Source organism: Neorhizobium sp. IRS_2294 (assembly GCF_050500145.1).
GTDB classification, from domain to species: Bacteria; Pseudomonadota; Alphaproteobacteria; order Rhizobiales; family Rhizobiaceae; genus Neorhizobium; species Neorhizobium soli.
On record NZ_CP191439.1, the window covers coordinates 2549591 to 2571795 of the forward strand.

Annotated in this window: 22 protein-coding genes; 9 read left to right on the forward strand and 13 right to left on the reverse strand. The window is 61.4% G+C overall.

Features of this window, described 5'->3' with window-relative positions:
- Nucleotide 1: 1 nt before the first annotated feature.
- The 3 genes from ACQY1K_RS12285 to ACQY1K_RS12295 all read right to left on the reverse strand — a co-directional run bounded on the left by ACQY1K_RS12285 (nucleotide 2) and on the right by ACQY1K_RS12295 (nucleotide 4544).
- Complete coding sequence (locus ACQY1K_RS12285) at nucleotides 2–2959, reverse strand: sarcosine oxidase subunit alpha family protein (RefSeq protein WP_430257489.1); 2958 nt, start codon at nucleotides 2957–2959, stop codon at nucleotides 2–4.
- Nucleotides 2956–3228 carry a sarcosine oxidase subunit delta gene (locus ACQY1K_RS12290; protein WP_062582640.1) on the reverse strand — a complete coding sequence of 91 codons (273 nt, stop codon included), beginning with the start codon at nucleotides 3226–3228 and terminating at the stop codon, nucleotides 2956–2958. The genes ACQY1K_RS12285 and ACQY1K_RS12290 overlap by 4 nt, the downstream gene beginning before the upstream one ends.
- A 62-nt stretch (nucleotides 3229–3290) precedes the next feature.
- Complete coding sequence (locus tag ACQY1K_RS12295) at nucleotides 3291–4544, reverse strand: sarcosine oxidase subunit beta family protein (RefSeq protein ID WP_430257490.1); 1254 nt, start codon at nucleotides 4542–4544, stop codon at nucleotides 3291–3293.
- A gap of 263 nt (nucleotides 4545–4807) precedes the next feature.
- Between ACQY1K_RS12295 and ACQY1K_RS12300 the strand changes: the two genes are divergently transcribed.
- The gene (locus ACQY1K_RS12300) at nucleotides 4808–5836 is read left to right on the forward strand and encodes a DUF2793 domain-containing protein (protein WP_430257491.1); all 1029 of its coding nucleotides are present in this window, start codon (nucleotides 4808–4810) and stop codon (nucleotides 5834–5836) included.
- 288 nt (nucleotides 5837–6124) lie between these two features.
- Nucleotides 6125–6400 (forward strand): DUF1153 domain-containing protein, encoded by a 276-nt coding sequence (locus ACQY1K_RS12305; protein ID WP_062455190.1) that lies wholly within the window; start codon nucleotides 6125–6127, stop codon nucleotides 6398–6400.
- An 88-nt stretch (nucleotides 6401–6488) separates the two neighbouring features.
- Here the strand turns inward: ACQY1K_RS12305 and ACQY1K_RS12310 are convergent, their stop codons facing one another.
- A complete protein-coding gene (locus ACQY1K_RS12310; protein ID WP_430242783.1) occupies nucleotides 6489–6947 on the reverse strand; it encodes a paraquat-inducible protein A in 459 nt (152 codons plus the stop codon).
- A 154-nt stretch (nucleotides 6948–7101) separates the two neighbouring features.
- Nucleotides 7102–7452 carry a hypothetical protein gene (locus ACQY1K_RS12315; protein WP_062455186.1) on the reverse strand — a complete coding sequence of 117 codons (351 nt, stop codon included), beginning with the start codon at nucleotides 7450–7452 and terminating at the stop codon, nucleotides 7102–7104.
- A gap of 427 nt (nucleotides 7453–7879) precedes the next feature.
- Between ACQY1K_RS12315 and ctrA the strand changes: the two genes are divergently transcribed.
- The gene (gene ctrA / locus ACQY1K_RS12320; RefSeq protein ID WP_062455185.1) at nucleotides 7880–8581 is read left to right on the forward strand and encodes a response regulator transcription factor CtrA; all 702 of its coding nucleotides are present in this window, start codon (nucleotides 7880–7882) and stop codon (nucleotides 8579–8581) included.
- A gap of 116 nt (nucleotides 8582–8697) precedes the next feature.
- Here the strand turns inward: ctrA and ACQY1K_RS12325 are convergent, their stop codons facing one another.
- From ACQY1K_RS12325 to chpT, 3 genes are all read right to left on the reverse strand, one after another.
- Nucleotides 8698–8949 (reverse strand): hypothetical protein, encoded by a 252-nt coding sequence (locus ACQY1K_RS12325; RefSeq protein ID WP_430257492.1) that lies wholly within the window; start codon nucleotides 8947–8949, stop codon nucleotides 8698–8700.
- Nucleotides 8950–9003: 54 nt separating this feature from the next.
- Nucleotides 9004–9366 (reverse strand): response regulator, encoded by a 363-nt coding sequence (locus ACQY1K_RS12330; RefSeq protein ID WP_430257493.1) that lies wholly within the window; start codon nucleotides 9364–9366, stop codon nucleotides 9004–9006.
- A gap of 153 nt (nucleotides 9367–9519) precedes the next feature.
- Complete coding sequence (chpT, locus tag ACQY1K_RS12335; RefSeq protein ID WP_062455179.1) at nucleotides 9520–10194, reverse strand: histidine phosphotransferase ChpT; 675 nt, start codon at nucleotides 10192–10194, stop codon at nucleotides 9520–9522.
- 255 nt (nucleotides 10195–10449) lie between these two features.
- Between chpT and ACQY1K_RS12340 the strand changes: the two genes are divergently transcribed.
- Entirely contained in the window at nucleotides 10450–10986 is a 537-nt protein-coding gene (locus tag ACQY1K_RS12340; RefSeq protein WP_062457827.1) for a DUF1134 domain-containing protein, read from the forward strand.
- Between the two features lie 100 nt (nucleotides 10987–11086).
- The gene (locus tag ACQY1K_RS12345; RefSeq protein WP_430257494.1) at nucleotides 11087–12337 is read left to right on the forward strand and encodes a hypothetical protein; all 1251 of its coding nucleotides are present in this window, start codon (nucleotides 11087–11089) and stop codon (nucleotides 12335–12337) included.
- Between the two features lie 16 nt (nucleotides 12338–12353).
- Here the strand turns inward: ACQY1K_RS12345 and ACQY1K_RS12350 are convergent, their stop codons facing one another.
- Nucleotides 12354–13175, reverse strand: a complete 822-nt coding sequence (locus tag ACQY1K_RS12350; RefSeq protein WP_430259002.1) for a TrmH family RNA methyltransferase — start codon at nucleotides 13173–13175, stop codon at nucleotides 12354–12356.
- The gene (locus ACQY1K_RS12355; protein WP_092660094.1) at nucleotides 13175–13564 is read right to left on the reverse strand and encodes a hypothetical protein; all 390 of its coding nucleotides are present in this window, start codon (nucleotides 13562–13564) and stop codon (nucleotides 13175–13177) included. The genes ACQY1K_RS12350 and ACQY1K_RS12355 overlap by 1 nt, the downstream gene beginning before the upstream one ends.
- Nucleotides 13565–13609: 45 nt before the next feature.
- Here ACQY1K_RS12355 and ACQY1K_RS12360 point away from each other — a divergent pair, with 45 nt between their 5' ends.
- Together ACQY1K_RS12360 and rpoH are read left to right on the forward strand one after the other, a co-directional pair.
- Complete coding sequence (locus tag ACQY1K_RS12360; protein ID WP_430257495.1) at nucleotides 13610–14635, forward strand: RluA family pseudouridine synthase; 1026 nt, start codon at nucleotides 13610–13612, stop codon at nucleotides 14633–14635.
- A gap of 205 nt (nucleotides 14636–14840) precedes the next feature.
- A complete protein-coding gene (rpoH, locus tag ACQY1K_RS12365) occupies nucleotides 14841–15743 on the forward strand; it encodes an RNA polymerase sigma factor RpoH (protein WP_062455169.1) in 903 nt (300 codons plus the stop codon).
- Nucleotides 15744–15893: 150 nt separating this feature from the next.
- Here the strand turns inward: rpoH and ACQY1K_RS12370 are convergent, their stop codons facing one another.
- Both ACQY1K_RS12370 and ACQY1K_RS12375 read right to left on the reverse strand, forming a co-directional pair.
- Entirely contained in the window at nucleotides 15894–18344 is a 2451-nt protein-coding gene (locus ACQY1K_RS12370) for a hypothetical protein (protein WP_430257496.1), read from the reverse strand.
- A gap of 58 nt (nucleotides 18345–18402) precedes the next feature.
- Nucleotides 18403–19698 carry an adenylosuccinate synthase gene (locus tag ACQY1K_RS12375; RefSeq protein ID WP_092660079.1) on the reverse strand — a complete coding sequence of 432 codons (1296 nt, stop codon included), beginning with the start codon at nucleotides 19696–19698 and terminating at the stop codon, nucleotides 18403–18405.
- Nucleotides 19699–20035: 337 nt separating this feature from the next.
- Between ACQY1K_RS12375 and ACQY1K_RS12380 the strand changes: the two genes are divergently transcribed.
- Nucleotides 20036–20923 carry a DMT family transporter gene (locus ACQY1K_RS12380; protein WP_430257497.1) on the forward strand — a complete coding sequence of 296 codons (888 nt, stop codon included), beginning with the start codon at nucleotides 20036–20038 and terminating at the stop codon, nucleotides 20921–20923.
- 83 nt (nucleotides 20924–21006) lie between these two features.
- Here ACQY1K_RS12380 and ACQY1K_RS12385 read toward each other — a convergent pair whose 3' ends face one another.
- Entirely contained in the window at nucleotides 21007–21561 is a 555-nt protein-coding gene (locus tag ACQY1K_RS12385; protein ID WP_430257498.1) for a transglutaminase-like cysteine peptidase, read from the reverse strand.
- A 224-nt stretch (nucleotides 21562–21785) separates the two neighbouring features.
- Here ACQY1K_RS12385 and ACQY1K_RS12390 point away from each other — a divergent pair, with 224 nt between their 5' ends.
- Nucleotides 21786–22133 (forward strand): hypothetical protein, encoded by a 348-nt coding sequence (locus ACQY1K_RS12390; protein WP_092660075.1) that lies wholly within the window; start codon nucleotides 21786–21788, stop codon nucleotides 22131–22133.
- Nucleotides 22134–22205 lie beyond the last annotated feature (72 nt).

A 22205-nucleotide genomic window follows, 5' to 3' on the forward strand; every position in this document is an offset into this window, starting at 1 on the left:
CTCAAAGATGCTGTTTTGTGTTTTGCGGATCGACAAACACCGGCAGGCAGACTTCCGCCGCGACTTCGGTGCCGCGAAGACCATCCCAGATGGTGATCTTCTCGCCGATCCGCTCGCGGCCGGATTTGAGAAGGCCGAGACCGATCGTGTGTCCGAGCGTCGGCGAATAGCAGGCTGATGATACGAAGCCCTGGTCGCCCGCAAGCGTCGCGGCTGCGCCGTCTTTCAACAGATGGGCGCCCGCCATGAACTCCTTGTCCGTTTCCACAGGCTTCAGGCCGACGAGCTGAAGGCGATCGGCGGCGGTCAGGCCGAAACGGGTCGAGAGGCGCTTGCCGATGAAATCCGGCTTGGTCATCGCCATCATTTTCCCGTAACCGACATCGTCGGCCGTGGTCCGGCCTTCCAACTCGCTATGGGTGACGAAGCCTTTTTCGATGCGCAGGACATTGAGCGCCTCGACGCCGTAGGCACAGATACCGTCCTCGCGGCCCGCTTGCATGATCGCATCGGCCACGGCTTCGCCATAGCCTGCGGGCACCGCCAGTTCGTAGGCGAGTTCGCCCGAAAACGAGATGCGGAACAGGCGCGCCTTCAGCCCGCCCTTGAGCGTGACGACCTTCGCACCGAGAAACGGTATTGCCGCATCGGAAATGTCGTCTTCCACGATCCGGGCAAGGATGATCCGCGCCTTCGGTCCGGCCAGCGACATCTGCGCCCACTGGTCGGAGGAGGACACGAAGCGCACGTCGAGATGAGGCCAGAAGGTCTGGCTTGCAAATTCCAGATGCGCCATCACCTCTGTCGCGTAAGCCGTCGTGGTGGTCATTACATAGTGGTTTTCGGACAGGCGGCTGGTCGTGCCGTCGTCGAACACCATCCCATCCTCGCGCAGCATCAGGCCGTAACGCGCCTTGCCGACCGGCAGCTTCAGGAAGGCATTGGAATAGACCCGGTTCAGGAATTCCGCAGCACCCTTCCCGAAGATTTCGATCTTGCCGAGCGTCGAGACATCGCAGAGACCGGCATTTTCGCGCACGTTGCGCACTTCGCGGTCAACGCTGTCGCGCCAGATCTTTTCGCCATCGCGCGCAAACCACGACGAGCGGTACCAGAGGCCGCTCTCGACAAAGGTCGCGCCATTCTTCTTGGCCCAGCCATGCAAAGGCGAGGTCCTGACCGGCGCTGCGTGTTCGGCCCGCGATGTACCGGCAAGCGCACCCATCGAGACCGGCGTGTAGAACGGCCGGAAGGTCGTGGTGCCGATTTCGGCCGGCGAGACGCCGCGCATGGCAGCGACAATCCCGATCGTCGCGACATTGCCGAGCTTGCCCTGATCGGTCGCCATGCCTGTCGTGGTATAACGCTTGGTATGCTCGATATGCCGGAAACCCTCGCGCTGGGCGAGGCCGAGATCGCTGACATGGACATCGTTCTGGAAATCGACAAAGGCCTTGTCCTTGGCCCCCGGCACATACCAGAGCGGCGCGAAATCAGGATCGTATTCGCCTTCCACCTCGGGAATGTTTGCTTCATAGGCGGCAAAGCCGAGTTCGGTCGAAAACGCAGCTGCCTTCGATGCCCCGTCGCGAAGGCAGGCGGCGATGGTGTCGGCACCGGCAGCCGAGCCGGCAGCAACAAAGTTTGCGCCCACATCCGGCGCCACAAACGCCTTCGCCGCGTCCGACCACACGGGCTTGGCACCGCGCTGGCACATCAGATGCACGATCGGCGACCAGCCGCCGGCCATGGCCAGCGCATCGCAGGCGATCTCCTCCTCGAAACCCGCCCGCTCTGCGACCAGCGCATCGATACGGTTGCGGCCCTTGGTTGCGACGACGGCACCGCCATGGATGACACGAATGCCGTAGGGTGCCGGATCGGTGGACGCGGCGCGCGCATCGATGATCGCGGCAACCTCGACGCCACGGGCGGAAAGATCGGCCGCCGTGCGATAACCCGAGCCACCGTTGGTGAAGACGGCAACCTTGGAGCCGACGGCGACGCCGTAGCGGTTGAGATAGGTGCGCGCCGCATTCGCGGTCATCACGCCCGGCCGGTCGTTGCCGCCGAACACAAGAGGCCGCTCTTCGGCACCGGAGGCTAGGATCGCCCGCTTGGCGACAATGCGCCAGACACACTCGACTGGCAGATCCGGCGACGGCGTTTCCACGTGCTTCTGCACCCGCTCGACGGCGCCGAACACCATGTCGTCATACCAGCCGAACGCGGTGGTGCGCGGCATCATCGTCACGTTCGGAAAGGACGCGAGCTCCTCGACCAGACCGGCGGCGTAGTCGCTCGCCGCCTGCCCGCCGATCACGACGTTTTCGGATAGCAGCGAGCCCCCAAAGCGGGCACTTTCATCGGCAATCAGCACACGCGCACCGGCGCGGGCGGCAGAAAGTGCCGCCATCAGGCCGGCAGGCCCTGCGCCGACGACCAGCAGATCGCAATGCGCCCAGGCTTTCTCGTAGCGATCCGGATCCGCCTCCATGGTCAGCTTGCCGAGCCCGGCGGCACGACGGATGACAGGCTCGTAAAGCTTTTCCCAGAAGATCGCCGGCCACATGAATGTCTTGTAGTAGAAGCCGGCGCCGAGAAAGGGCGACAGCAGGCCGTTGACCGCTCCCATATCGAAGGCGAGCGACGGCCAGCGGTTCTGACTGACGGCGGTGAGGCCATTGTAGAGCTCGGCGACCGTTGCGCGCACGTTCGGCTCGGACCGGGCACCGCTGCCGATCGTCACCAATGCGTTGGGCTCGGCGGAACCGGCCGTCACCGGGCCACGCGGGCGGTGATACTTGAAGCTGCGGCCCATCAGCATCTGGTCGTTGGCAATCAGCGCCGAGGCGAGCGTATCGCCGTCGAAACCGGTATAGCTCTTGCCGTCGAACGTGAATGTCAGGGGATTGGCGCGGTTGACGAGACCGCCGGCATCGAGACGGTAAGCGCTCATCGGCTCCCCTCCTGAGACGCTTGCGCATCCGTCACGCCGAAGACCTCATGCGTAAGGTTGTCGCGATCGACCACCAGCCAACGGCGGCAGCCGGCCGCGTGATGCCAGTATTCCTGATATCGACCCTTCGGATTGTCGCGGACATAGACATAGCGGTGCCAGGCCTCGTCCTTTTCGGACGCCGACGGGCGGGCAATCACGGCGCCGCGCACCGAAAACTCTTCCTTCGGCCGCGTTCCGCAATGGGGGCAGGTAATCAGGCTTGCCATGTCTTAATCTCGGTCTTTGTGTCAGGCTCAGTCTTGGGTCTTCGTCTCGGTGCGGATACGGCTCAGTGCATGTTCGGTTGCGGGCCTTTGCCACCCTCGTCGAGCACATAGCCCCGCTCGAACCGGTCGAGCCGCATGAAGCGCGAGACGTGATGGGTTTCGTTCTTGGCGATCAGGTGCGCGAAGCAGAAGCCTGAGGCCGGCGTGGCCTTGAAGCCGCCATAGCACCAGCCGGCGTTGAGATAGAGATTGTCGATCGGCGTGCGGTCGATGATCGGTGATCCGTCCATCGACATGTCCATCACGCCGCCCCAGGCCCGCAGCGCCTTGGCCCGCGACAGTCCGGGGATCAGCGACACGCCCTCCTGCATCGTCTCCTCGACGGTCGCAAGATTGCCGCGCTGCGCATAGGAGGAATAGTAGTCGATATTGGCACCGAACACGAGACCGCCCTTGTCCGACTGCGAGATGTAGAAATGTCCCGCGCCATAGGTGATGACGTTGTCGATGATTGGCTTCAGCCCCTCCGACACGAAGGCCTGCAGCACATGCGTCTCGATCGGCAGGGCAAGATCCGCCATCCGCCCGACCGTCGTCGTGTTGCCGGCAGCCGCCAGCGCCAGCCGGTTGCAGCCGACAAAGCCCTTGCTCGTCTCGACACCCTCGACTTCGCCGCCCGGTCCGCGACGAATGCCGGTCACCTCGCAGTGCTGGATGATATCGACGCCTCTGGCATCGGCACCCCGTGCGTAGCCCCAGGCGACCGCATCGTGACGCACCGTGCCGCCGCGCTTTTGCAGGAGGCCGCCCATGACGGGAAAGCGGGCGTGATCGAAATTGAGATAGGGCGCGAGCCTGCGCACCTGTTCGCGGTCAAGCAGATCCGCATCGACGCCATGAAGCCGCATGGCATTGCCGCGACGCGCGTATTCATCGCGCTGGCCGTCGGAGTGAAACAGGTTCAGCACGCCACGCTGCGACACCATGGCATTGTAGTTGAAGTCCCTTTCCAGCCCTTCCCACAACTTCAAGGACATCTCGTAGAACGGATTATTGCCTTCCAGCAGGTAGTTGGACCGGATGATCGTGGTGTTGCGGCCGACATTGCCCGACCCGATATAGCCCTTCTCGATCACAGCGACATTGGTGATGCCGAATTCTTTGGCGAGGTAATAGGCGGTCGCCAGACCATGGCCGCCACCGCCGACGATGATCACATCGTAATGCGGTTTCGGCTCCGGCTCGCGCCATGCCGGCGTCCAGCGACGATTGCCCGAAAGCGCCTGCTTGATGATCGATAAGGCGGAATATCGCATGCCGTGTTCCCGTGCTCGTTGCGCCCACATTCGCACATGCGGACGAAGAAACAAGGGCAATCGGGACATCGGAACGCCTGTTTCCAGCCATGGCGAGACAAGCCCCCACACCGTTGCCGTCCCGCCACGCAGGATGTTGCTAACGCTGGTTTCGGCGCAGGCACGTATTATATTTCAGTCACTTAACACGAGTTACATCCTCACGCGCGGGCACGGCCGTAAAATCCACGCGACCAACACTGGCCAACCTTTGGGAGCGCGACATGCCCGATACGACCACCCAACTCGACATGCCCTTCATCCTGCCGTCGCAGGCGCAAAAGCACGTCACCCATAACGAGGCGCTGCTTGTTCTGGATGCGCTGGTGCATCTGACAATTCTCTCCGAACTGTCGGCCCCACCGACCTCGCCGGTTGACGGCAATCGCCATCTGGTGGGCGCGAGCGCGACCGGGGCATGGACTGGCAAGACCGGCAGCATCGCCGCCTGGCAGGACGGCGCCTGGACCTTCCTGACCGTGAAGACGGGATGGCGGGCATGGTTTGCGGAAACTTCTCGCCTGCGTGTGTTTGATGGCGCTGCATGGCGGGATGTTCCGCTGCCGGATCAGGGCACCCTGAGCCTGCTCGGCATAAACGCTGTCGCCGATGCCACCAACCGATTGTCGCTGTCGTCTCCTGCAAGCCTCTTCAACCATGCCGGCAACGGTCACCAGATCAAGGTCAACAAGGCGGCCGCAACCGACACCGCATCGCTGCTGTTCCAGTCCAACTGGACCGGGTTCGCAGAAATGGGGCTTGCCGGAAACACCGAATTCTCCATCAAGATCAGCGACGGCACCACCTGGCGCACGGGTCTCGCCATCAGCCCGACAGGTCGTGTCAGCCGACCCAACCAGCCGGCAGCGCGCGCCTATCGCACCGGCACCACATTCACGCCGACATCAGGCCAGCAGAGCGGCTTTACCACCTACGCCCTCAACCAGGGCAGTTTCGGACTTGGCGCTTCGGCAGCCGGCGGCGGCAACGCGATGACGGTTCCAGCAGCCGGCATCTACCTCGTTACCCTCAATCTCGTCGTCACCACATCGTCGGGACACGGAGCAGTGCTGCTGCGCAACGGTACGGAAACACTGATGACCCTCACCGGCATAACGGGTGGTGCGCAGTCGCAGAGTGCGAGCGGCGTGTTTTCGCTGAGCGCAGGCGATAGCCTGACGCTTCAGCACTCCGGCACCGCACAGGTGACACTGGGTGCCGGCAAGACGGAGCTCTCGCTGACCCTGCTCTGACTAAAATCGACGTGGCCGATTATCGCAATTTCAGTTGCAAAGATCGGCCATTTTACCCGCGCGGTGGCCACAATGTGTCCTCTTCCGGAGCAACCATGAAATAAACCAAGAAATTCATCACTTAAGACAACTCTAACAATGCCTTGTTTTAAAAGGTTTTTGTCGGCTCGAATCAAGTGAATTGCGACCAATGCGGGTTTGGCCACAAATGGCGCCTCTCGTTTAGTCAAATGTTAAAACTGCCCCGGTAGGCTCTCGTTTGTGGTCTTGCGTTGTGTAGAGAGTCCAATGACCGAAATGATACGTCCCCGAGTTAAATATGTCATCGGTCCCGATGGCAGCCCGCTTACGATTGCGGATCTTCCGCCGGCCAATACGCGCCGCTGGGTTATCCGTCGTAAGGCAGAGGTTGTCGCCGCGGTTCGCGGCGGCCTGTTGAGCTTGGAAGAAGCCTGCGAGCGTTATACGCTCACCGTAGAAGAATTCCTGTCCTGGCAAGCGTCTATCAACGACCACGGCCTGGCCGGTCTTCGGACCACCCGCATTCAGCAGTACCGCCATTAGGCGAAGTCAGCAGACCACTGTTCATCGGTAAAATCGAAGTGCCGTTGCCTCACCGCAGCGGCACTTTTTATTTGCCCTGGTTTGAATCTTACCGGGACAAGGACGGTTCTCGCCTCGCCAGTTGCGGCAATATGCCGGCGATGATCGCCGAGGCCGCATAGAACCACAGGCCGGGTTGCGTTACTGCCTGCGCGAGGCCGGACGTCTTGGCCGCAAACACCACGAGTGCCACCAGCATCACATCCATCATCGACCATTTCGCAAGATGCGGCATCACGCGCGCAAAAAATCCCGGCTGACGATTGCCGCGAAAGGCTTGTGCGCCGAGCGCCATATGCTTTGCAACCGGGAAGACAATCGAGAACAGTCCGACGATGAGCGCAAGCGCGACATCGCCCTGCCCCCATAGAGCAGAAACGAGTTCGACCAGCGACGGCGTCTCGCGAAAGAAATACAGCCGGTCGAAGCGAATGATCGGCAGGGTCAGACCCAGGGCCAGAAAAACACAAGCGACGGCATAAAGCGAAAACCAGATGAGCCTTCTCATCGGGCACCCATAGCAAAGCTTGGGCCACACGTCTGCCCTGCCGCTCCGTGGAAAAAGTCGAAAAAGCAAAAACGGGGGCACCGGTCCGCGGTCCCCTCGTCAAAGTCCTCTCGCTATCGTGTGATGCGCTCGGCTGGCAACCAGCCGTAAGGCATCAGGCGCGGGCGCGCATACCGGTGTCGCGCTCTTCGAGCGCCGACGCCTTTGCAAATTCGGCTTCCGCCTCTTCCAGCGCAAGCTCGGCGGCATCCTGCTGGATCCGAAGTTCCCGGATCGAGACTTGCAGATTGTCGGCCCGCTGGCGGGCAGCCTTGGCAAAAGTTGGATAGGCGAAGTGATTCGGGTCGGAAATTCCCGATTTCTTCTCCTCGACGGTGATCTGGTGCTCCAGTTCCTTCGCCATTCTTTCGAATTCGGCCATCATCGTCTGCAACTGCTGCAGTTGACGACGCTTTTCGTTAACCTGAAAGTTCTTCAGGCGAACAAGATTGTCACGCGATTTCATACGCAATACTCCGTGGATAGCGAGACCCAGGCCGGTAAACCCCTGTTCAATACAGTGCGAGGCTCAAAAAATTTCCGAGGCGTTAACAAATTCGGCGCCGCGTTAACCTTTCATTTACAGGCATCATTAACAATAAGCCTGATCATTTAAGGGTCGGTAAATGCCAAGGCCGGTTTTCGGTCACGACAATGTCGGAGTCGTTTGAATCACTTAGCGGGGTTTCCTCCTCCGCTGAATCAAGCTGGCGATGGCCAATCCTTAAAGTAAAACAGGCTGCTACTAATTTTGCTTAACAAAATGATGCACCTTGCCAGGACCGCTCATAATTTGTTAACCAGTTTCTGGCAGCTTCCAAATCAGGCTCAGTCTGGATCCGTATCGAGTAAGGGGGCATCGGTAACCTTACGCGGCGGTAAAGGGGAAAATTATGCGGGTTCTACTCATCGAAGATGACAGCGCGACGGCCCAGTCGATCGAGCTGATGCTGAAATCGGAAAGCTTCAACTGCTATACGACCGACCTTGGCGAAGAAGGCGTCGACCTTGGTAAGTTGTATGACTACGATATCATTCTTCTTGACCTCAATCTCCCCGACATGTCGGGTTATGAAGTGCTTCGCACTCTGAGATTGTCAAAGGTCAAGACGCCAATCCTGATTCTGTCGGGCATGGCGGGCATCGAAGACAAGGTACGAGGCCTTGGTTTCGGCGCAGACGACTACATGACCAAGCCGTTCCACAAGGACGAACTGGTTGCACGTATCCACGCCATCGTTCGCCGTTCGAAGGGCCATGCCCAGTCGATCATCATCACCGGCGAACTGATCGTGAACCTCGACGCCAAGACCGTCGAAGTCGGCGGCCAGCGTGTGCACCTGACGGGCAAGGAATACCAGATGCTGGAGCTTCTTTCGCTCCGCAAGGGGACCACGCTCACCAAGGAAATGTTCCTCAACCACCTTTATGGCGGTATGGACGAGCCGGAACTAAAGATCATCGACGTCTTCATCTGCAAGCTGCGCAAGAAGCTCGCAAATGCGGCCGGTGGCGCGAACTACATCGAAACAGTCTGGGGCCGCGGCTACGTGCTGCGCGAACCTGACAATGTCGAGCTCGCAGAAACCGCCTGAGCCTGAAAACTTTCCCTATCCCGGATTGAAGAGCACCCGCGCAAGCGGGTGTTTTTGCGTTTGAGGATTGCCGAGGTGGAAGCGCTGAGGATCGACGCCTTAGCGCGGTGTCCGGATCAAGTTTCCATAAACACGGTTCGAGCTTGTTGCCACTCAACCCAGCAGTTCTCAGGATCGATGTCGAGATAGCCGCGCTGCTCGTCCATTTTCTGAGCAACATCACGGGAAACTGCGATGACCTCACACGTGTCGGTAATTTCGAGGACCTCGTCTTCCGTCAGAGGGCTCCCCTTCGCTCTCTCGCTTTGAAGTAGCGTCGCGATGAGACTGGGTACGGGGTAGAGAACGAGAAGTTCGTCATCGCTCACAGGACACCTCCGAGACGCGGCTTCACTCAGCGCACGCCGCAAACGCTGAAACTATCAAGCCGCAACAGCAAAGCCGCCGAACACTGCTGTCAGGATCTTGCGATCGAAGGGTTTGAGGAGAAAATCGCTGGCGCCGGCGCGTTTGCCGGCCATCATCTTCTTCAGGTCCGTCTCGATGACGCAGTAGAAGATCTTGACGTCCTTGCCGCGATCCATTGCCCGGACAGAGGCGATCAGACCGAGCGCGTCGTCGAGGCCTGCATCGACGATCAGGAAGTTCGGCAAGGTTGCACGGCAGCCGGTCAGTGCTTCCTGCGCAGTGCCCGCTTCGGAAACCAGGAAGCCGATCTCCGAGAGAATGCGCTTGCCCACTTTGCGCACGATGTCCGAACTGTCTGCAATCATCATTCGCTGCATCGTGTTTCCCCTGATGCTGTGCCCGTCCCTAGGCAACATCCACCATGACCCGAATGAAGCTAAGAAAGAGTTACGCGTCAGGCGCAGCGCGAAAAGCGCGGGCCGCCTCAGGGCAACCCGCGCTTTTCACATGTCAGAGCGCTTGATCGGGTCTCAGACCTCTTCGGAAACGGCCGGCACTTCGGCAGGGACGGTTTCCGCGATGAAGGTGATCTTGTCTTCAGACACCACGTATTTCAAATCCATGCCGCATTCGTCGGCCAGCAGAACCGTGTAATACGGCTGGATCGTGTGGGCATCGACCGCCTCTTCCATGGCACCCGACAGCACTTCGACGAATTTCGCCGGCACGCGCATCATCCGGCCTTTGATGGTGATAATGAACTTCGCGTCGAATTCCGGGTTTTCGAGTGTCACATCGAGAGAGCCGCCGCGCGGAATGCCGCCGTAAGCGACAGTGAAGAGGTTGAGGAGCAGCTTGACCCGGTTCTTCGGGATGATGGCGCGCGGGCCGTTCCAGGAGACTTCCGTCTTCTTTTCGGCGACCGCGAACTCCTTGGCAGCCTTTTCGGCCTCGCCCGTATCGATCGAGGCACCAACAGAGCCGGAGGCGCCGAAAGCAAGCCGCGCGAATTTCAGACGCACCGAGGCGTTCATGGCCGACGTACGGATCAGGTCGAGCGCATCCGCGTCGGCGGCTCCCTCATCGAGAAGCTCCAGGCCATTGTTGATGGCTCCGACCGGCGAGATGATATCGTGGCAGACCCGGCTGCAGAGGAGAGCTGCCAGATCCGGACCGCCGAGGGTTAGATTGGGATTTTTAGGCATGCGTGTCTCCGGCTGGATGAAAATATTCCCTCGCGCATGTGCCACAGCAACATTGCGCGGGGATTGTCGACGGTCAATGTGTATAGGTGCCGCCATAATGACACCATTTGTGGTAAACCGATTGTTAACGTCATGCCGCCAAGATAGAGGCGGCTTAAGCATGACGCTTGATAACGGAAGATTTAACAAACGGACTTCAATATGCGCCGCCAGAACCTTTCCGCCTTCGCTCGCTTTGCCACCGCTTTCGTGGTCATGGCAACCGCTTTCTGTGTCACAATCGAAAGGGCATCCGCCCAGCAGAATGCTTCGCAGTATTCGATGCAGGAAATTGTCGATGCCGGCCACGGCTTTTTCGGCTCCACCAGCGGCGGTCTCGCCAAGGTGGTGGAAAACGCTTTCTCGAAATACGGCCTGCCCAACGGTTACATTCTCGGCCAGGAAGGCTCCGGCGCCTTCATCGCCGGCCTGACCTATGGCGAAGGCCAGCTATACACGAAAAACGCCGGACAGCATCCGACCTACTGGCAGGGCCCATCGCTCGGCATCGATTACGGCGGCCAGGGCACCCGCGCTATGATGCTGGTCTATGACCTGCCGACGGTCGATTCGCTCTATGCCCGCTTCGGCGGCGTTTCCGGCTCGGCCTTCGTAGTCGCCGGCGTCGGGATGACTGTCCTGCGCAACAACAACGTGATCCTGGTGCCGATCCGCACCGGCCTTGGCGCCCGTCTCGGCATCAATGTCGGCTATCTGAAGATGACCCGCGAAGCCACCTGGAACCCCTTCTGAGCGGCAGGCTGACACCTCCACCGGGCGAGCCCACTTGCCGGGTGCAGGCGCCCGTGCTTAAAAAGAGCCTGTCCGCTCCAGACACAAAGAACGGCTTTCCGTGATCCAATACGCACTCCTGTTTGGCCTGGGTTTCCTCAGCGCGGCGCTGCTTGCCATCCTGATTTCGCCGGCGATCCACAGGCGGATCGTGCGCTACACAGAAAACCGCATCCGGGCGACACTGCCGATCAGCCCTGAGGAAGTGCGTGCCCAGCGTGATATGGCACGTGCCGTCTATGCGGCGGAAAACGCCCGGACCTCTCAGGAACTGATCCAGGCGCGCGAGAAAAACACCCGCCTGATGCTCGATATCGAGGCCCTGAACGCGACCATCCGCACGCTTGAAGACGACCGGCAGGACCTGAAGATGCAGGCCGACACGCTGGATGTCGAGGCTGCCGCCACCCGCTCGCGTCTTCGCCAGGAAGACAGCTATATCCAGGAGCTGAAGGTGGCGCTGGAACAGTCCCACGACGACCTGCGGATGCGCGATGTCGAGATCGGCGAACGCCAGCAGCACGTTGCCCGGCTGATTGCCGATACGGACAATTTCCGCATCGACCTCTCGTCTCATGCGGCAGAGATGGAAGGGCTCAAGGCCCGGATCGGCAATCTTCGCGACGAACGCGAGACGCTGCGAACGGAAATCCGCGACATGACCACCCGCGCCAAGGAAGCCGAGGGCAAGGTCAAGCTGGAAGAGCAACGCCGGATAGCGCTGCAGGAAAGGCTGGACCGGGAGATCGCCGAGGGTGCCGACAGGGCAGAGGCGCTGGACCGCCGTCAGCAGGAAATCGAAAGACTACGCGAAAAACTGAAAACGGCCAATGCGGAAGCCCGCGACGCGAGCCGCGCCCTCCGCAAGACCGGGTCGCCAGCCGGATCAAAAGCGAAGTCGAATTCAGGCAAGATCAACACGCCCGGTCCCGAAGACATCCAGGCGGCGCATCTCCTCGAGGAGGGTGTGTTAGCCGTCGCCCGCCCGACGGGCATGGACCCAGAGCCCACCATGATGACAGCTGCGATGATGACACCGGCCATGATCGATCTCGCAGACGATGCCCGCAACCGGGCGACCGCCGTGTCGGAACGGCTTTTAAAGAGTCGCGATGGCGCTAACGATGCAGCGCTTCGGCAGGAGCTTGCAACCATCGCCGCAAGCCTTGTGGCGCTGACGGCCGCGCGCGAAGGCAAGGCCTCGCCGATCAATACGATTTTGTCGGGCAAATCCGGCAACAGCGAGCGCGAAAGCCTCGCTGCCAAGGCCAAGAAGGCCATGGCGAAACTGAACGAGCAGTCGTCATCCTGAACGACACCTAAAATCCCTAGAGCCGGCCCTGCCGCATGGCGATCTCGTAGAGCGCGATACCGGTCGCGGTTGCGGCGTTGAGACTGTCCAGTCCCGGCATCTGGGCAATGCGCGCGGTCTTGACTGCGGAGAGGATATGCGCCGGCAGTCCGTCGCCCTCGGTTCCGGTGATCAGCGCCATCAGCGGATGCGCCGGTACGTCGCGGATTTCGGCATGTCCGGCAGGCGACAAGCCCCAGATCGCGAAGTCGCGCGACATCAGCGCGTCCAGAAGCTCCGTCATCGTCCCGGTGCGGGCATAGGGCACCGAGAGCACGGAGCCGACAGAAACCCGCAGCGACTTTCGATAGAGCGGATCGCAGCAGGCGGCATCCAGCAGCACCGCATCGGCGCCGAAAGCGGCCGCATTGCGGAAGATCGAGCCGATATTGTCGTGGTTGGAAATGCCGAAGGCCGCAACGACCAATGCCTTTTCCGGCAGGTTCTGCAGGAGGTCCGCAATCGACGGCTCCTCAGCCCTGCGACCGATCGCCAGCACGCCGCGGTGGAGGTGGAAGCCGACAATCCGGTCGAGAACGGCAGAGGATGCGACATAGACCGGGACATCGTCAGGGAAACGCCCAAGGATGTCTTCCAGCCCGGACACCCGATTTTCCAGAAGCAGAAGCTTCTCCGCGACGAAGGAGGACTTGGCCCTGTGGGCCTGCGCCAGCATGCGCAGCACGACCGTACCCTCGGCGATAAACCGCCCGCCCCTCCCCGTCAGGTCGCGATCGCGGACCGCCTGAAATTCGGCGATCCGCGGGTCGTCCGCATCCTCGATGCGGATTGTCTCCATCACGGACCGGTGGCGATCGTCACGTCGGCGACGATCCGCCCGAGCACGATGTCGAACACGAACACCTTGCGGGCGCCGTTGAGCTGGCCCAGGAAGACGAGCTGGCTGCCGGACATCGACACATTGTCGATTTGGAAACCGGTCGGCAGTGCGGCGGTGGCCTTCAGCGGCTGGTCGGACGGGACGGTGAAACTTCCCGACGTGGCGACCGTTGCCGGGCCGTCTGCGGGCCGCTGGGAGATCTTGTAGACAATCGCGGCGAGGACCGCCATAAAGCAGACAAACAGGATCCCGCCCGAAACGAGCTGCAGAAGCACCATCTTCCGGCGGATTCTCTCCATCGCCGGATCAAGCGGCTCTTCCTTTTCCTCGACTTCTGGTTGGGGCATGAATTGTCCTTATGCGTGCAAGATTGCGAATTGACGGAAACCGGAATGAACGACCCCTTTAAACAAGCCGAAGCCCCGAGGAAAGTCCTGACTGCCGATGAGGCAGCAGAAGGACGGCTGGATGCGTGGCTGACACAGGTTCTGGACGGCGAATTCTCCAGAAACCGCATCAAGGCGCTGATCGAACAGGGTGTCGTACTGCTGAACGGCAAGGCCTGCACCGAGCCGAAGAAGAAAGTGTCCCCCGGCGATCAAATCGAGATCACATTGCCGGAACCGGAAGATCCCGAACCCAAGGGCGAGGATATTCCACTTGATGTTCTCTATGAGGACGAGGACCTGATCGTCATCGCCAAGCCGCCGGGTCTCGTCGTGCATCCGGGCGCCGGCAACTGGACCGGGACCCTCGTCAACGCGCTGATCCACCATTGCGGCGACACTCTTTCCGGCATCGGCGGCGTCAAGCGGCCGGGCATCGTCCACAGGCTCGACAAGGATACGTCGGGCGTCATGGTCGCTGCCAAGAATGATCTGGCGCATCGCCACCTCGCCGACCAGTTCGCCGACCATGGTCGTTCCGGTCCGCTGGAACGCGCCTATATGGCGGTCGTCTGGGGCCGCCCGAAAGGTTTGAAGGGCACGATCGACGCACCGCTCGGCCGCGCCGGTGGCGACCGCACCAAGCGCGCCGTCACCCGCGAGAATGCCGTGGACGCGCGCGAGGCGGTTACCCATTACGAGGTGATCGAGCGTTTTCACGAGACGCCCGAGGCAACCTCGCTGGCGGCCCTGATCGAATGCCGTCTGGAAACCGGCCGCACGCACCAGATCCGCGTCCACATGGCTCATATCGGCCATCCCCTCATCGGCGACCTCGATTATGCCGGTGGCTTCAAGACCAAGGTCAACAAGATCCCCGAGCCCGCCCGCACCGTCGTCAGCGCCTTCCCGCGCCAGGCGCTGCACGCCTATCTGCTTGTGTTCGAACATCCCCGCACCGGCGAGGTGATGGAATTCGAGGCTCCGATCCCCGACGACCTGGAAGAGTTGATCGAAGCCCTGCGGCAATGACGGCCTGACCGTCGCCGGAAGTCCGGCCGATCATTACGCAATTGTAATGTCATAACGTTGGTGTGAACGCTTGAATCGCTGTTCCGCCACACTTATCTGACACTTGCATTGGTGCGGGGTCGGGAACGATCCGCGCCATAATCGGTTCGCCGTAAGGGCAGGTGAAATCTGCCGGGAACCGACAACGATCGGAAAGGGGTGCTTCATGGCCCGTAACAATCTGCCTTCCATTACCGCCGGCGAAGCCGGTCTCAATCGCTATCTCGACGAAATCCGCAAATTCCCGATGCTGGAGCCACAGCAGGAATACATGCTCGCGAAGCGTTACGCTGAGCATGGCGACCGCGCGGCCGCCCACAAGATGGTGACGAGCCACCTGCGTCTCGTTGCAAAGATCGCCATGGGCTATCGCGGCTACGGCCTGCCGATCGGCGAAGTCGTGTCGGAAGGCAATGTCGGCCTGATGCAGGCCGTCAAGAAATTCGACCCGGAACGCGGCTTCCGTCTGGCGACCTATGCCATGTGGTGGATCAAGGCCTCGATCCAGGAATACATCCTGCGCTCCTGGTCGTTGGTCAAGATGGGCACGACCGCCAACCAGAAGCGGCTGTTCTTCAACCTGCGCCGCCTCAAGGGCAAGATCCAGGCGATCGAGGAAGGCGATCTGAAGCCGCACCAGGTGACCGAGATCGCCACCAAGCTGAACGTATCCGAGGAAGAAGTGATCTCGATGAACCGCCGCCTCTCCGGCGACGCTTCGCTCAACGCCCCGATCCGGGCGGCTGAAGGCGAAGCCGGCCAGTGGCAGGATTGGCTGGTCGACGATCACGAGAGCCAGGAAGCGGTCCTGATCCAGCAGGACGAACTCGACACGCGCCGCCGCATGCTCGGCAAGGCACTCGCCGTGCTGAACGAACGCGAACGCCGCATCTTCGAAGCCCGCCGTCTGTCGGAAGACCCGGTGACGCTCGAAGAACTCTCGACCGAGTTCGACATCAGCCGCGAACGCGTTCGCCAGATCGAGGTTCGCGCCTTCGAAAAGGTGCAGGATGCGGTGCGCAAGGAAGCGCTCGCCCAGGCTCAGGCCCTGCGCGTCGTCGACGCGTAACGAGAGACACCAGCACTCGCAGACCGAAGGCCGCATTTTGCGGCCTTTTTCTTTGACCGGAGCCATGGGAGTTCGCAACGGGAGGCTGGAAATGGAAAAGGGCCGCTTTCGCGACCCTTCTCGTATGACCTATGTCCTGCGACCGGTCGATTACTGGCCCGTCTGGCCGCCGGCCTGGCCCCATTCGCGGATGGCCTCGTTGAACGCCTTCTCGCCCTCAGGCCCCTTCTGGAGCGTGAACAGCGCGCGGCGTCCGTTGCGATAGGCGACCGGGATGTCGATCCAGTTGCGGGTGCGCAGCAGCTCCATATTGGTGTTGCGAGCATCCGGGAAGTCGTTGAGCGCGATCATGTGGAAGTCGTCGGTGATCTTGGCCGGAACCGCGATCAGGGCGTTGCCGCGATCCTGCTCGGATGTCTTCATCGCAATGCGCTGGACGCTGTCGATGGCACCGCCCTCGAAGTCCGGCGGGACGGCAAAGACGATCTCGATCAGATGGCTCGCGGGCAGCGACGGATCCGAGTTGCGCTTGAACGTCACAAGCGCGGTCAGACCACGACCGGGTATGGTGATGCGGGCCTGGACTTCAGCCTGAGGCGGACCGCCGTTGGAACCCGGTTCGCGCTGCAGAGACCAGGAAACGCTTCCGTCGATCGCGGTCGGCGCGGTCTGGCCAAGACGCTCTTCATAGAGGAACATCTTTTCGCCGGAGACCGCAGGGGTCGCTGCCGGATTGGCGTCGGGGGCAGTCGCTGCAGGTGCGCCGGGCGCGGTTGCAGCCGTCGCGGCAGCACCAGGCGCCGCAGGCGGCGTGGTCGGCGGGGCGTTGAGCTGCGCCACCGACTGCCCTTCGGCGTTCTGGGCAAGGCTTCCGGCCGAACCCGGACCTTCATCCACCTCTGTGCCATCCGGCATCAGACGCTGGGTGAATTTCGGGCTGGCGGTCGAACCGTCCGCGGCTGGCGGCGGGCTCGTCTGACCGGCGGGCTGGCCATTTGCCTGCTGCGTCGAAGGCGTCGGGTTGGCCGGCGCTGTTGCCGGAGCCGTAGTTGCGTTCCCGGAGGCCGGTTGCGAGGTCGTGGGCGTTTCAGCGGTCGAGACCGCCGTGTCCGTCGAGGAAGATGGCATGAAGCCTTCGACCATCTCGCTCAGCGCGTCGCGGTTCATCCAGGCGGCATAACCAGCGCCACCCAGCAGCAGAAGGCCGACCAGTCCGAGTGCGAGGCCACCGTAATTGCGCTTGCGCGTCGTCGTCACCCGGTATGGCTTAGCCGGGGTCGGCATCAGGTCTTCGAGATTGTCATCCGACTGGGCCTGTCTCGGGCTCGAGGCGGCAGCGCCGGCGCCGGCAATTGCCGCGCCCTTGCTGTACCCGATGAGGTCATCCAGATCGCTCCAGGGATCCTTCTCGTGATCCTTGCCGGCAGGCTTTTGTGCCTGCTCGTCCGCTTTTGCGTCAAGCTGGTAGCCTGCGAAGAAATCGTCGCTGTCGTCTTTGCGCCCGGTCTCCGTCCCGGTCTGGCCGAAACTTGGGAGCTCAGCGACCGATGGCATGCGAACTGCATCGGCAGAGACATGGGTTTCCTGGTCGAAATGCGCGTCGACGCGATCACCACTGTGAAGATCGGCCTGCGGCTGGTGCTGATGGACCGGCTCGACGGGACCGGCCGGCACCAGTTCCGGAACGTCGTCCCAGGCGGCTGCGGCGGTGTTTTCGGAATGCGCCGGCTCATGCCAGGTGGGCTCTTCGAAGAGCGGCGCATGTTCCGTGCGCGCTGGCTCCGCACTGGTCTGCGGTGGCCACTGGACGTGGGCGACGTCATCGTCCTGACGGGCAGCCGAGTAGGGAAGATCATCATCCCGCTCGTTTGCGACAGGCTCGTCGACAGTCCCGGGATACTGCTCGATCGGCGCTTCGACGGAATGTGCCCGGCCGTCATCGGCCACAGGTTCGTTGTGGACCTGCTCATCGCGTTCACCGACGGCAGCGACATCACCGACCGGCCATCCACCTTGATGAACAGTGTCCTGCTCCTCGGACGGCACAGGCTCTTCGTAAAGCGGACGCTCTTCGTAGGCCGTGCGTGCCTCATACGTCTCCGGCTCTACAGCCGGTTCGTAATGGGCAACGTCAGGTTCGCGTTCTTCGGCTGCAACAGGAGCAAAAGGCTCGTGCCGTTCCTCATAGAGCGGAGGCTCGTCATACGAATAGCCAGCCGGCTCGGTAGCGGCGAGCGGTGCTGCCTGTTCGGGCTCTTCGCCCGGAGCGGGTGCCGGTTCCTGCTCGGGCTCCGCTGGAGCCGGCAACACCGTCTCTTCAGCGGGCGCAGGCTGGCCAGCGGCAAATTCGTCGTCGGCAAAACCAGCCTCGTTCTCGAACGGCGCCAGCGCCTCCGCGTGCTCGCTCTCGACTTCGACGATCGCCGTTTCGAGCTTGTCCATCTGCCGCCGAAGCATTTCTTCCGGCGGCCGCGGCTTCATGTTCTCGAGCTGCCGTTGAACGGCACCACGCGCTTTTTCATATACTTTCGCGCGGGCTTCAGGCGAGTTTGTCGCCAGACCATCAACAGCGCGGCGGATCACCGCTACAAAATCTGCCATCAGCACTTCTCATTGTCGCCGGGCTCAAGCCGGCTGAATGGATAATCAATAGTTGACATTAATCTTCAAACGGGTCCGTCACAAGTATGGTGTCGTCGCGTTCCGGACTTGTGGAAAGTAGCGCAACTGGCGCGCCAATCAATTCCTCAACCTGACGAACGTATTTGATCGCCTGTGCCGGCAGGTCCGCCCAGGACCTTGCACCAACGGTGGATTCCTTCCAGCCTTCCAGCGTCACGTAGATCGGCTCGACCCGAGCCTGCGCCGCCTGGCTTGCGGGAAGATGGTCGATCCGCTGGCCGTCGAGCATGTAGCCGACGCAGATCTTCAGTTCTTCCAGACCGTCGAGAACGTCGAGTTTCGTCAGCGCGATCCCGGTGATGCCGTTGGTCGCGACCGACTGGCGAACCAGCGCCGCGTCGAACCAGCCACAGCGACGCTTGCGACCCGTGACGGTGCCGAACTCATGGCCCTTTTCACCGAGGAACTGACCAATTTCGTCATGGAGTTCGGTCGGGAACGGGCCTTCACCGACGCGCGTTGTGTAGGCCTTGGTGATGCCGAGGATGTAGCCCAGCGAGCCCGGGCCCATGCCGGAACCGGCAGCAGCCTGGCCGGCAACCGTGTTCGACGACGTCACGAACGGATAGGTGCCGTGGTCGATGTCGAGCAGCGAGCCCTGCGCGCCTTCAAACAGGATGCGCGAACCCTTGCGGCGCTCCTTGTCCAGCAGTTCCCAGACGGTTTCGCGGAACGGCAGAACCTGTTCGGCGACGGACGTCAGTTCCTGCATGATCGTCTCATGGCTGACTTCCTGCTCGCCCAGACCGCGGCGCAGCGCGTTGTGATGGGTGAGGATGCGATCGACCTTGGCCGACAGCGTATCGAGGTCGGCAAGATCCATGACGCGGATCGCACGACGGCCGACCTTGTCTTCATAGGCCGGGCCGATGCCGCGGCGGGTGGTGCCGATCTTGGTGCCGGTGTTGGATGCCGCATCTTCGCGCAGGCCGTCAAGCTCGCGGTGCAGCGACAGGATCAGCGTCGCGTTGTCGGCGATGCGCAGCACGTCCGGGGTGACCTTGACGCCCTGCCCGTCGAGCTTTGCGATTTCAGCGACCAGCGCGTGCGGATCGACGACGACGCCGTTGCCGATAACCGAAAGCTTGCCGCGGACGATACCGGAGGGCAGCAGCGACAGCTTGTAGCTGACACCGTCGATGACGAGCGTATGGCCGGCATTGTGGCCGCCCTGGAACCGAACGACGATATCCGCCCGTTCAGAGAGCCAGTCGACGATCTTGCCCTTGCCCTCGTCACCCCACTGCGAACCAACCACGACTACATTCGTCATCTTTGCTTTCCTGCGTTTCGGGCCTGCCCTTCAAGCACGCCACGGCGCCGCGACAGCACCGCTGCTCTGAGACAGCGGCGTTGCGAGCGCCAGATAGAGTTCTCTCCCACAAGGGCGCTCGTCCGAAACCGCGCCGGACCCGCCCCTGCAAACGCGCGCATCTATAATGCCTTGGCCCGAGGAAAGCGACCTGTTTGTGAATGCTGGACGGTTTTTGCGTGACAATTTGCAAATTCCCACGCTATGGCCCACGCCAAGCGTTACGGCCAAGGTCGGCGCCGACGAAAGACGATAGGGCAAGGACGGGCCGTCGATACGGCCCGCGGAGGAGATTATCGTGTACCGCAGAGCCTATATCTTCCTGATCGTCGCGACGCTGTGCTGGGGCGGCAATGCGGTCGCGGGCAAGCTTGCCATCGGTCATGTCAGCCCGATGCTCCTGACCTTCTGGCGATGGGCGTTCGCGACCGTCATCATTTTCGCGATCTCCATACCCGATCTTCGCCGCGATTGGCCCGTGATCCGGTCGAACCTGCCGCTTCTCGCCTTTCTCGGCCTCGTCGGCTACGTCGTCTTTAATGCGGCGCTCTACACCGCGGTCAATTACACCACGGCGATCAACGTCACCGTCGAGCAGACGCTTATTCCGGTGCTGATCTTCCTGTTCAATTTCGTGCTGTTCCGGATGAAAGTATCCTGGCTGCAGATCGTCGGCTTCGCGCTGACCCTGATGGGCGGGCTTTTGACGGCAGCCCATGGCGACCTGTCGACCATCGTCACGCTGAGCGTCAATTTCGGCGATGCGGTCATGATGATCGCGATCGTCGCCTATGCGGTCTATACGGTGGCGCTGCGCTTTCGCCCGGCCATCAGCTGGCGCAGCCTGATGGCAATCCCGGCGCTGTTCGCCCTGCTCGGCAGCATTCCCGCCGCCGCGTGGGAATATTCGGCTGACCGAATGATCTGGCCGGACGCCAACGGCTGGATCATCGCAGTCTACACCGCCGTCTTCGCATCGCTGATCGCGCAGGTGCTCTACATCCGCGGCGTCGAGGAGATCGGTGCCAACCGGGCCGGCCTGTTCATCAATCTGGTGCCGGTTTTTGGCACCCTGCTTTCGGTGATCGTGCTTGGCGAAAACCTGCAGGCATTCCACATCGTGGCGCTGGTTCTGGCGCTTGGCGGCATTGCCATCGCAGAATGGGGAAAGCCCGCACAGCGATAGACGCGAACGGGCGACAACTTGGAAAAAAAGGGCCGGCAGCGTCAGGGCACGTCGACGCCACCGGCCAGCAGGGTCAGTGAGCTTTAGATATCGTAATGGTCGGCAGTGGCAGCTGGCGCAGGCAGAGCATCGCTAGCCTTCGTGGTCTCGGTCATCGTCTGGGCAGTCCTTTCGACCGTCAGGCCGCCATGCGAGAGCACGATGTTACCGCGCGGCGTTGCAACAACCAGGACCCGTTCGATCCGGCCCTCGTCGTTGAGAGCGTAGCCGATCGTCAGGTTGCGGCTATCCCAGCCGATGGAAACGAGATGGTCGCGCTTGAGATCGGCGCAATCGAGGCAGAGATCCTGATCGACCGCGAGGTCGTCGGCGAACGTGTCGAGATAGCCGTCGACGACTGCAAGCGTGCCGTCGACCGCGTCGTTGACGCGCTTCAGCTCAACGGCCTGGTCGATGGTAAATTCGGAAATCGTGTTGGAGCCTTCAGCGCCATGGGTACGGTTCTGGGCGACCTGCATGTGGAGAGCGGAAACGCCTGAGAGCGAGCGGGCAAACGAGCCCGGACCTGCAGCATTGGCTTCCTTGCCTGCAACCAGCGCGGTCAGTACGATCGCGGAAATGATGAGCTTCTTGATCATGGCCCGTACCCTGTTTGGCGGATGGCTCTGTTGCCATCTCGTTTCGTTATGGGACGACCATACGCAGCCAGGTTTGCGGCGCGCTTAAACGAATAGATGCAATTTTATTGAAATCCATTTTTTTCCCGCGCTGGCACACAAAAGGAATTGGCGCGCAATAGCTGGAACCAACTGCACCTGGGGCGGTTTGGTAACTGTGAGGACAACAAGAAGGAAACATTCCCATGAGCATTAAACTAATCACCGTCGCAGCCCTTTCGCTCGGTCTCGCAACCTCGGCTTTTGCACAGACCAGCGGCTCCGGTTCGGGCGGCAATGACGGATCCGGAAGCACCGGCAAGTCGATGCCGATGTCCGGTGTCGAACAGACCGCGCCGACAACGTCGCTGCCGGGCGTGGATTCGTCCTCGACCAACAGCACATCCGGCACAACGCCATCGACCAACTGCCAGGCAGGCACGATGAAGGATCCGGGCGTGGCTTCCGGCAACAACTCCAATCCGGGCGCCAGCACCAACACTGGTACCGCCGGTGGAGCCATGATGACCATGGAAACCAATCCAACTTGCTGATCGCCCTCTGGCGTATCGCAGACATGATCAAGGCCGCTCCATTGAGCGGCCTTTTTCTTTCGATATCGGGGC

Coding starts and splice junctions, on each gene's coding strand:
- ACQY1K_RS12330 (WP_430257493.1), bottom strand. CDS start 9,366: ATGCAGCGAATGATGATTGCAGACAGTTCGGACATCGTGCGCAAAGTG.
- ACQY1K_RS12300 (WP_430257491.1), top strand. CDS start 4,808: ATGCCCGATACGACCACCCAACTCGACATGCCCTTCATCCTGCCGTCG.
- ACQY1K_RS12350 (WP_430259002.1), bottom strand. CDS start 13,175: ATGGAGACAATCCGCATCGAGGATGCGGACGACCCGCGGATCGCCGAA.
- ACQY1K_RS12370 (WP_430257496.1), bottom strand. CDS start 18,344: ATGGCAGATTTTGTAGCGGTGATCCGCCGCGCTGTTGATGGTCTGGCG.
- ACQY1K_RS12305 (WP_062455190.1), top strand. CDS start 6,125: ATGACCGAAATGATACGTCCCCGAGTTAAATATGTCATCGGTCCCGAT.
- ACQY1K_RS12295 (WP_430257490.1), bottom strand. CDS start 4,544: ATGCGATATTCCGCCTTATCGATCATCAAGCAGGCGCTTTCGGGCAAT.
- ACQY1K_RS12285 (WP_430257489.1), bottom strand. CDS start 2,959: ATGAGCGCTTACCGTCTCGATGCCGGCGGTCTCGTCAACCGCGCCAAT.
- ACQY1K_RS12340 (WP_062457827.1), top strand. CDS start 10,450: ATGGCAACCGCTTTCTGTGTCACAATCGAAAGGGCATCCGCCCAGCAG.
- ACQY1K_RS12290 (WP_062582640.1), bottom strand. CDS start 3,228: ATGGCAAGCCTGATTACCTGCCCCCATTGCGGAACGCGGCCGAAGGAA.
- ACQY1K_RS12355 (WP_092660094.1), bottom strand. CDS start 13,564: ATGCCCCAACCAGAAGTCGAGGAAAAGGAAGAGCCGCTTGATCCGGCG.
- ACQY1K_RS12390 (WP_092660075.1), top strand. CDS start 21,786: ATGAGCATTAAACTAATCACCGTCGCAGCCCTTTCGCTCGGTCTCGCA.
- ACQY1K_RS12315 (WP_062455186.1), bottom strand. CDS start 7,452: ATGAAATCGCGTGACAATCTTGTTCGCCTGAAGAACTTTCAGGTTAAC.
- rpoH (WP_062455169.1), top strand. CDS start 14,841: ATGGCCCGTAACAATCTGCCTTCCATTACCGCCGGCGAAGCCGGTCTC.
- ctrA (WP_062455185.1), top strand. CDS start 7,880: ATGCGGGTTCTACTCATCGAAGATGACAGCGCGACGGCCCAGTCGATC.
- ACQY1K_RS12360 (WP_430257495.1), top strand. CDS start 13,610: ATGAACGACCCCTTTAAACAAGCCGAAGCCCCGAGGAAAGTCCTGACT.
- ACQY1K_RS12375 (WP_092660079.1), bottom strand. CDS start 19,698: ATGACGAATGTAGTCGTGGTTGGTTCGCAGTGGGGTGACGAGGGCAAG.
- chpT (WP_062455179.1), bottom strand. CDS start 10,194: ATGCCTAAAAATCCCAATCTAACCCTCGGCGGTCCGGATCTGGCAGCT.
- ACQY1K_RS12310 (WP_430242783.1), bottom strand. CDS start 6,947: ATGAGAAGGCTCATCTGGTTTTCGCTTTATGCCGTCGCTTGTGTTTTT.
- ACQY1K_RS12385 (WP_430257498.1), bottom strand. CDS start 21,561: ATGATCAAGAAGCTCATCATTTCCGCGATCGTACTGACCGCGCTGGTT.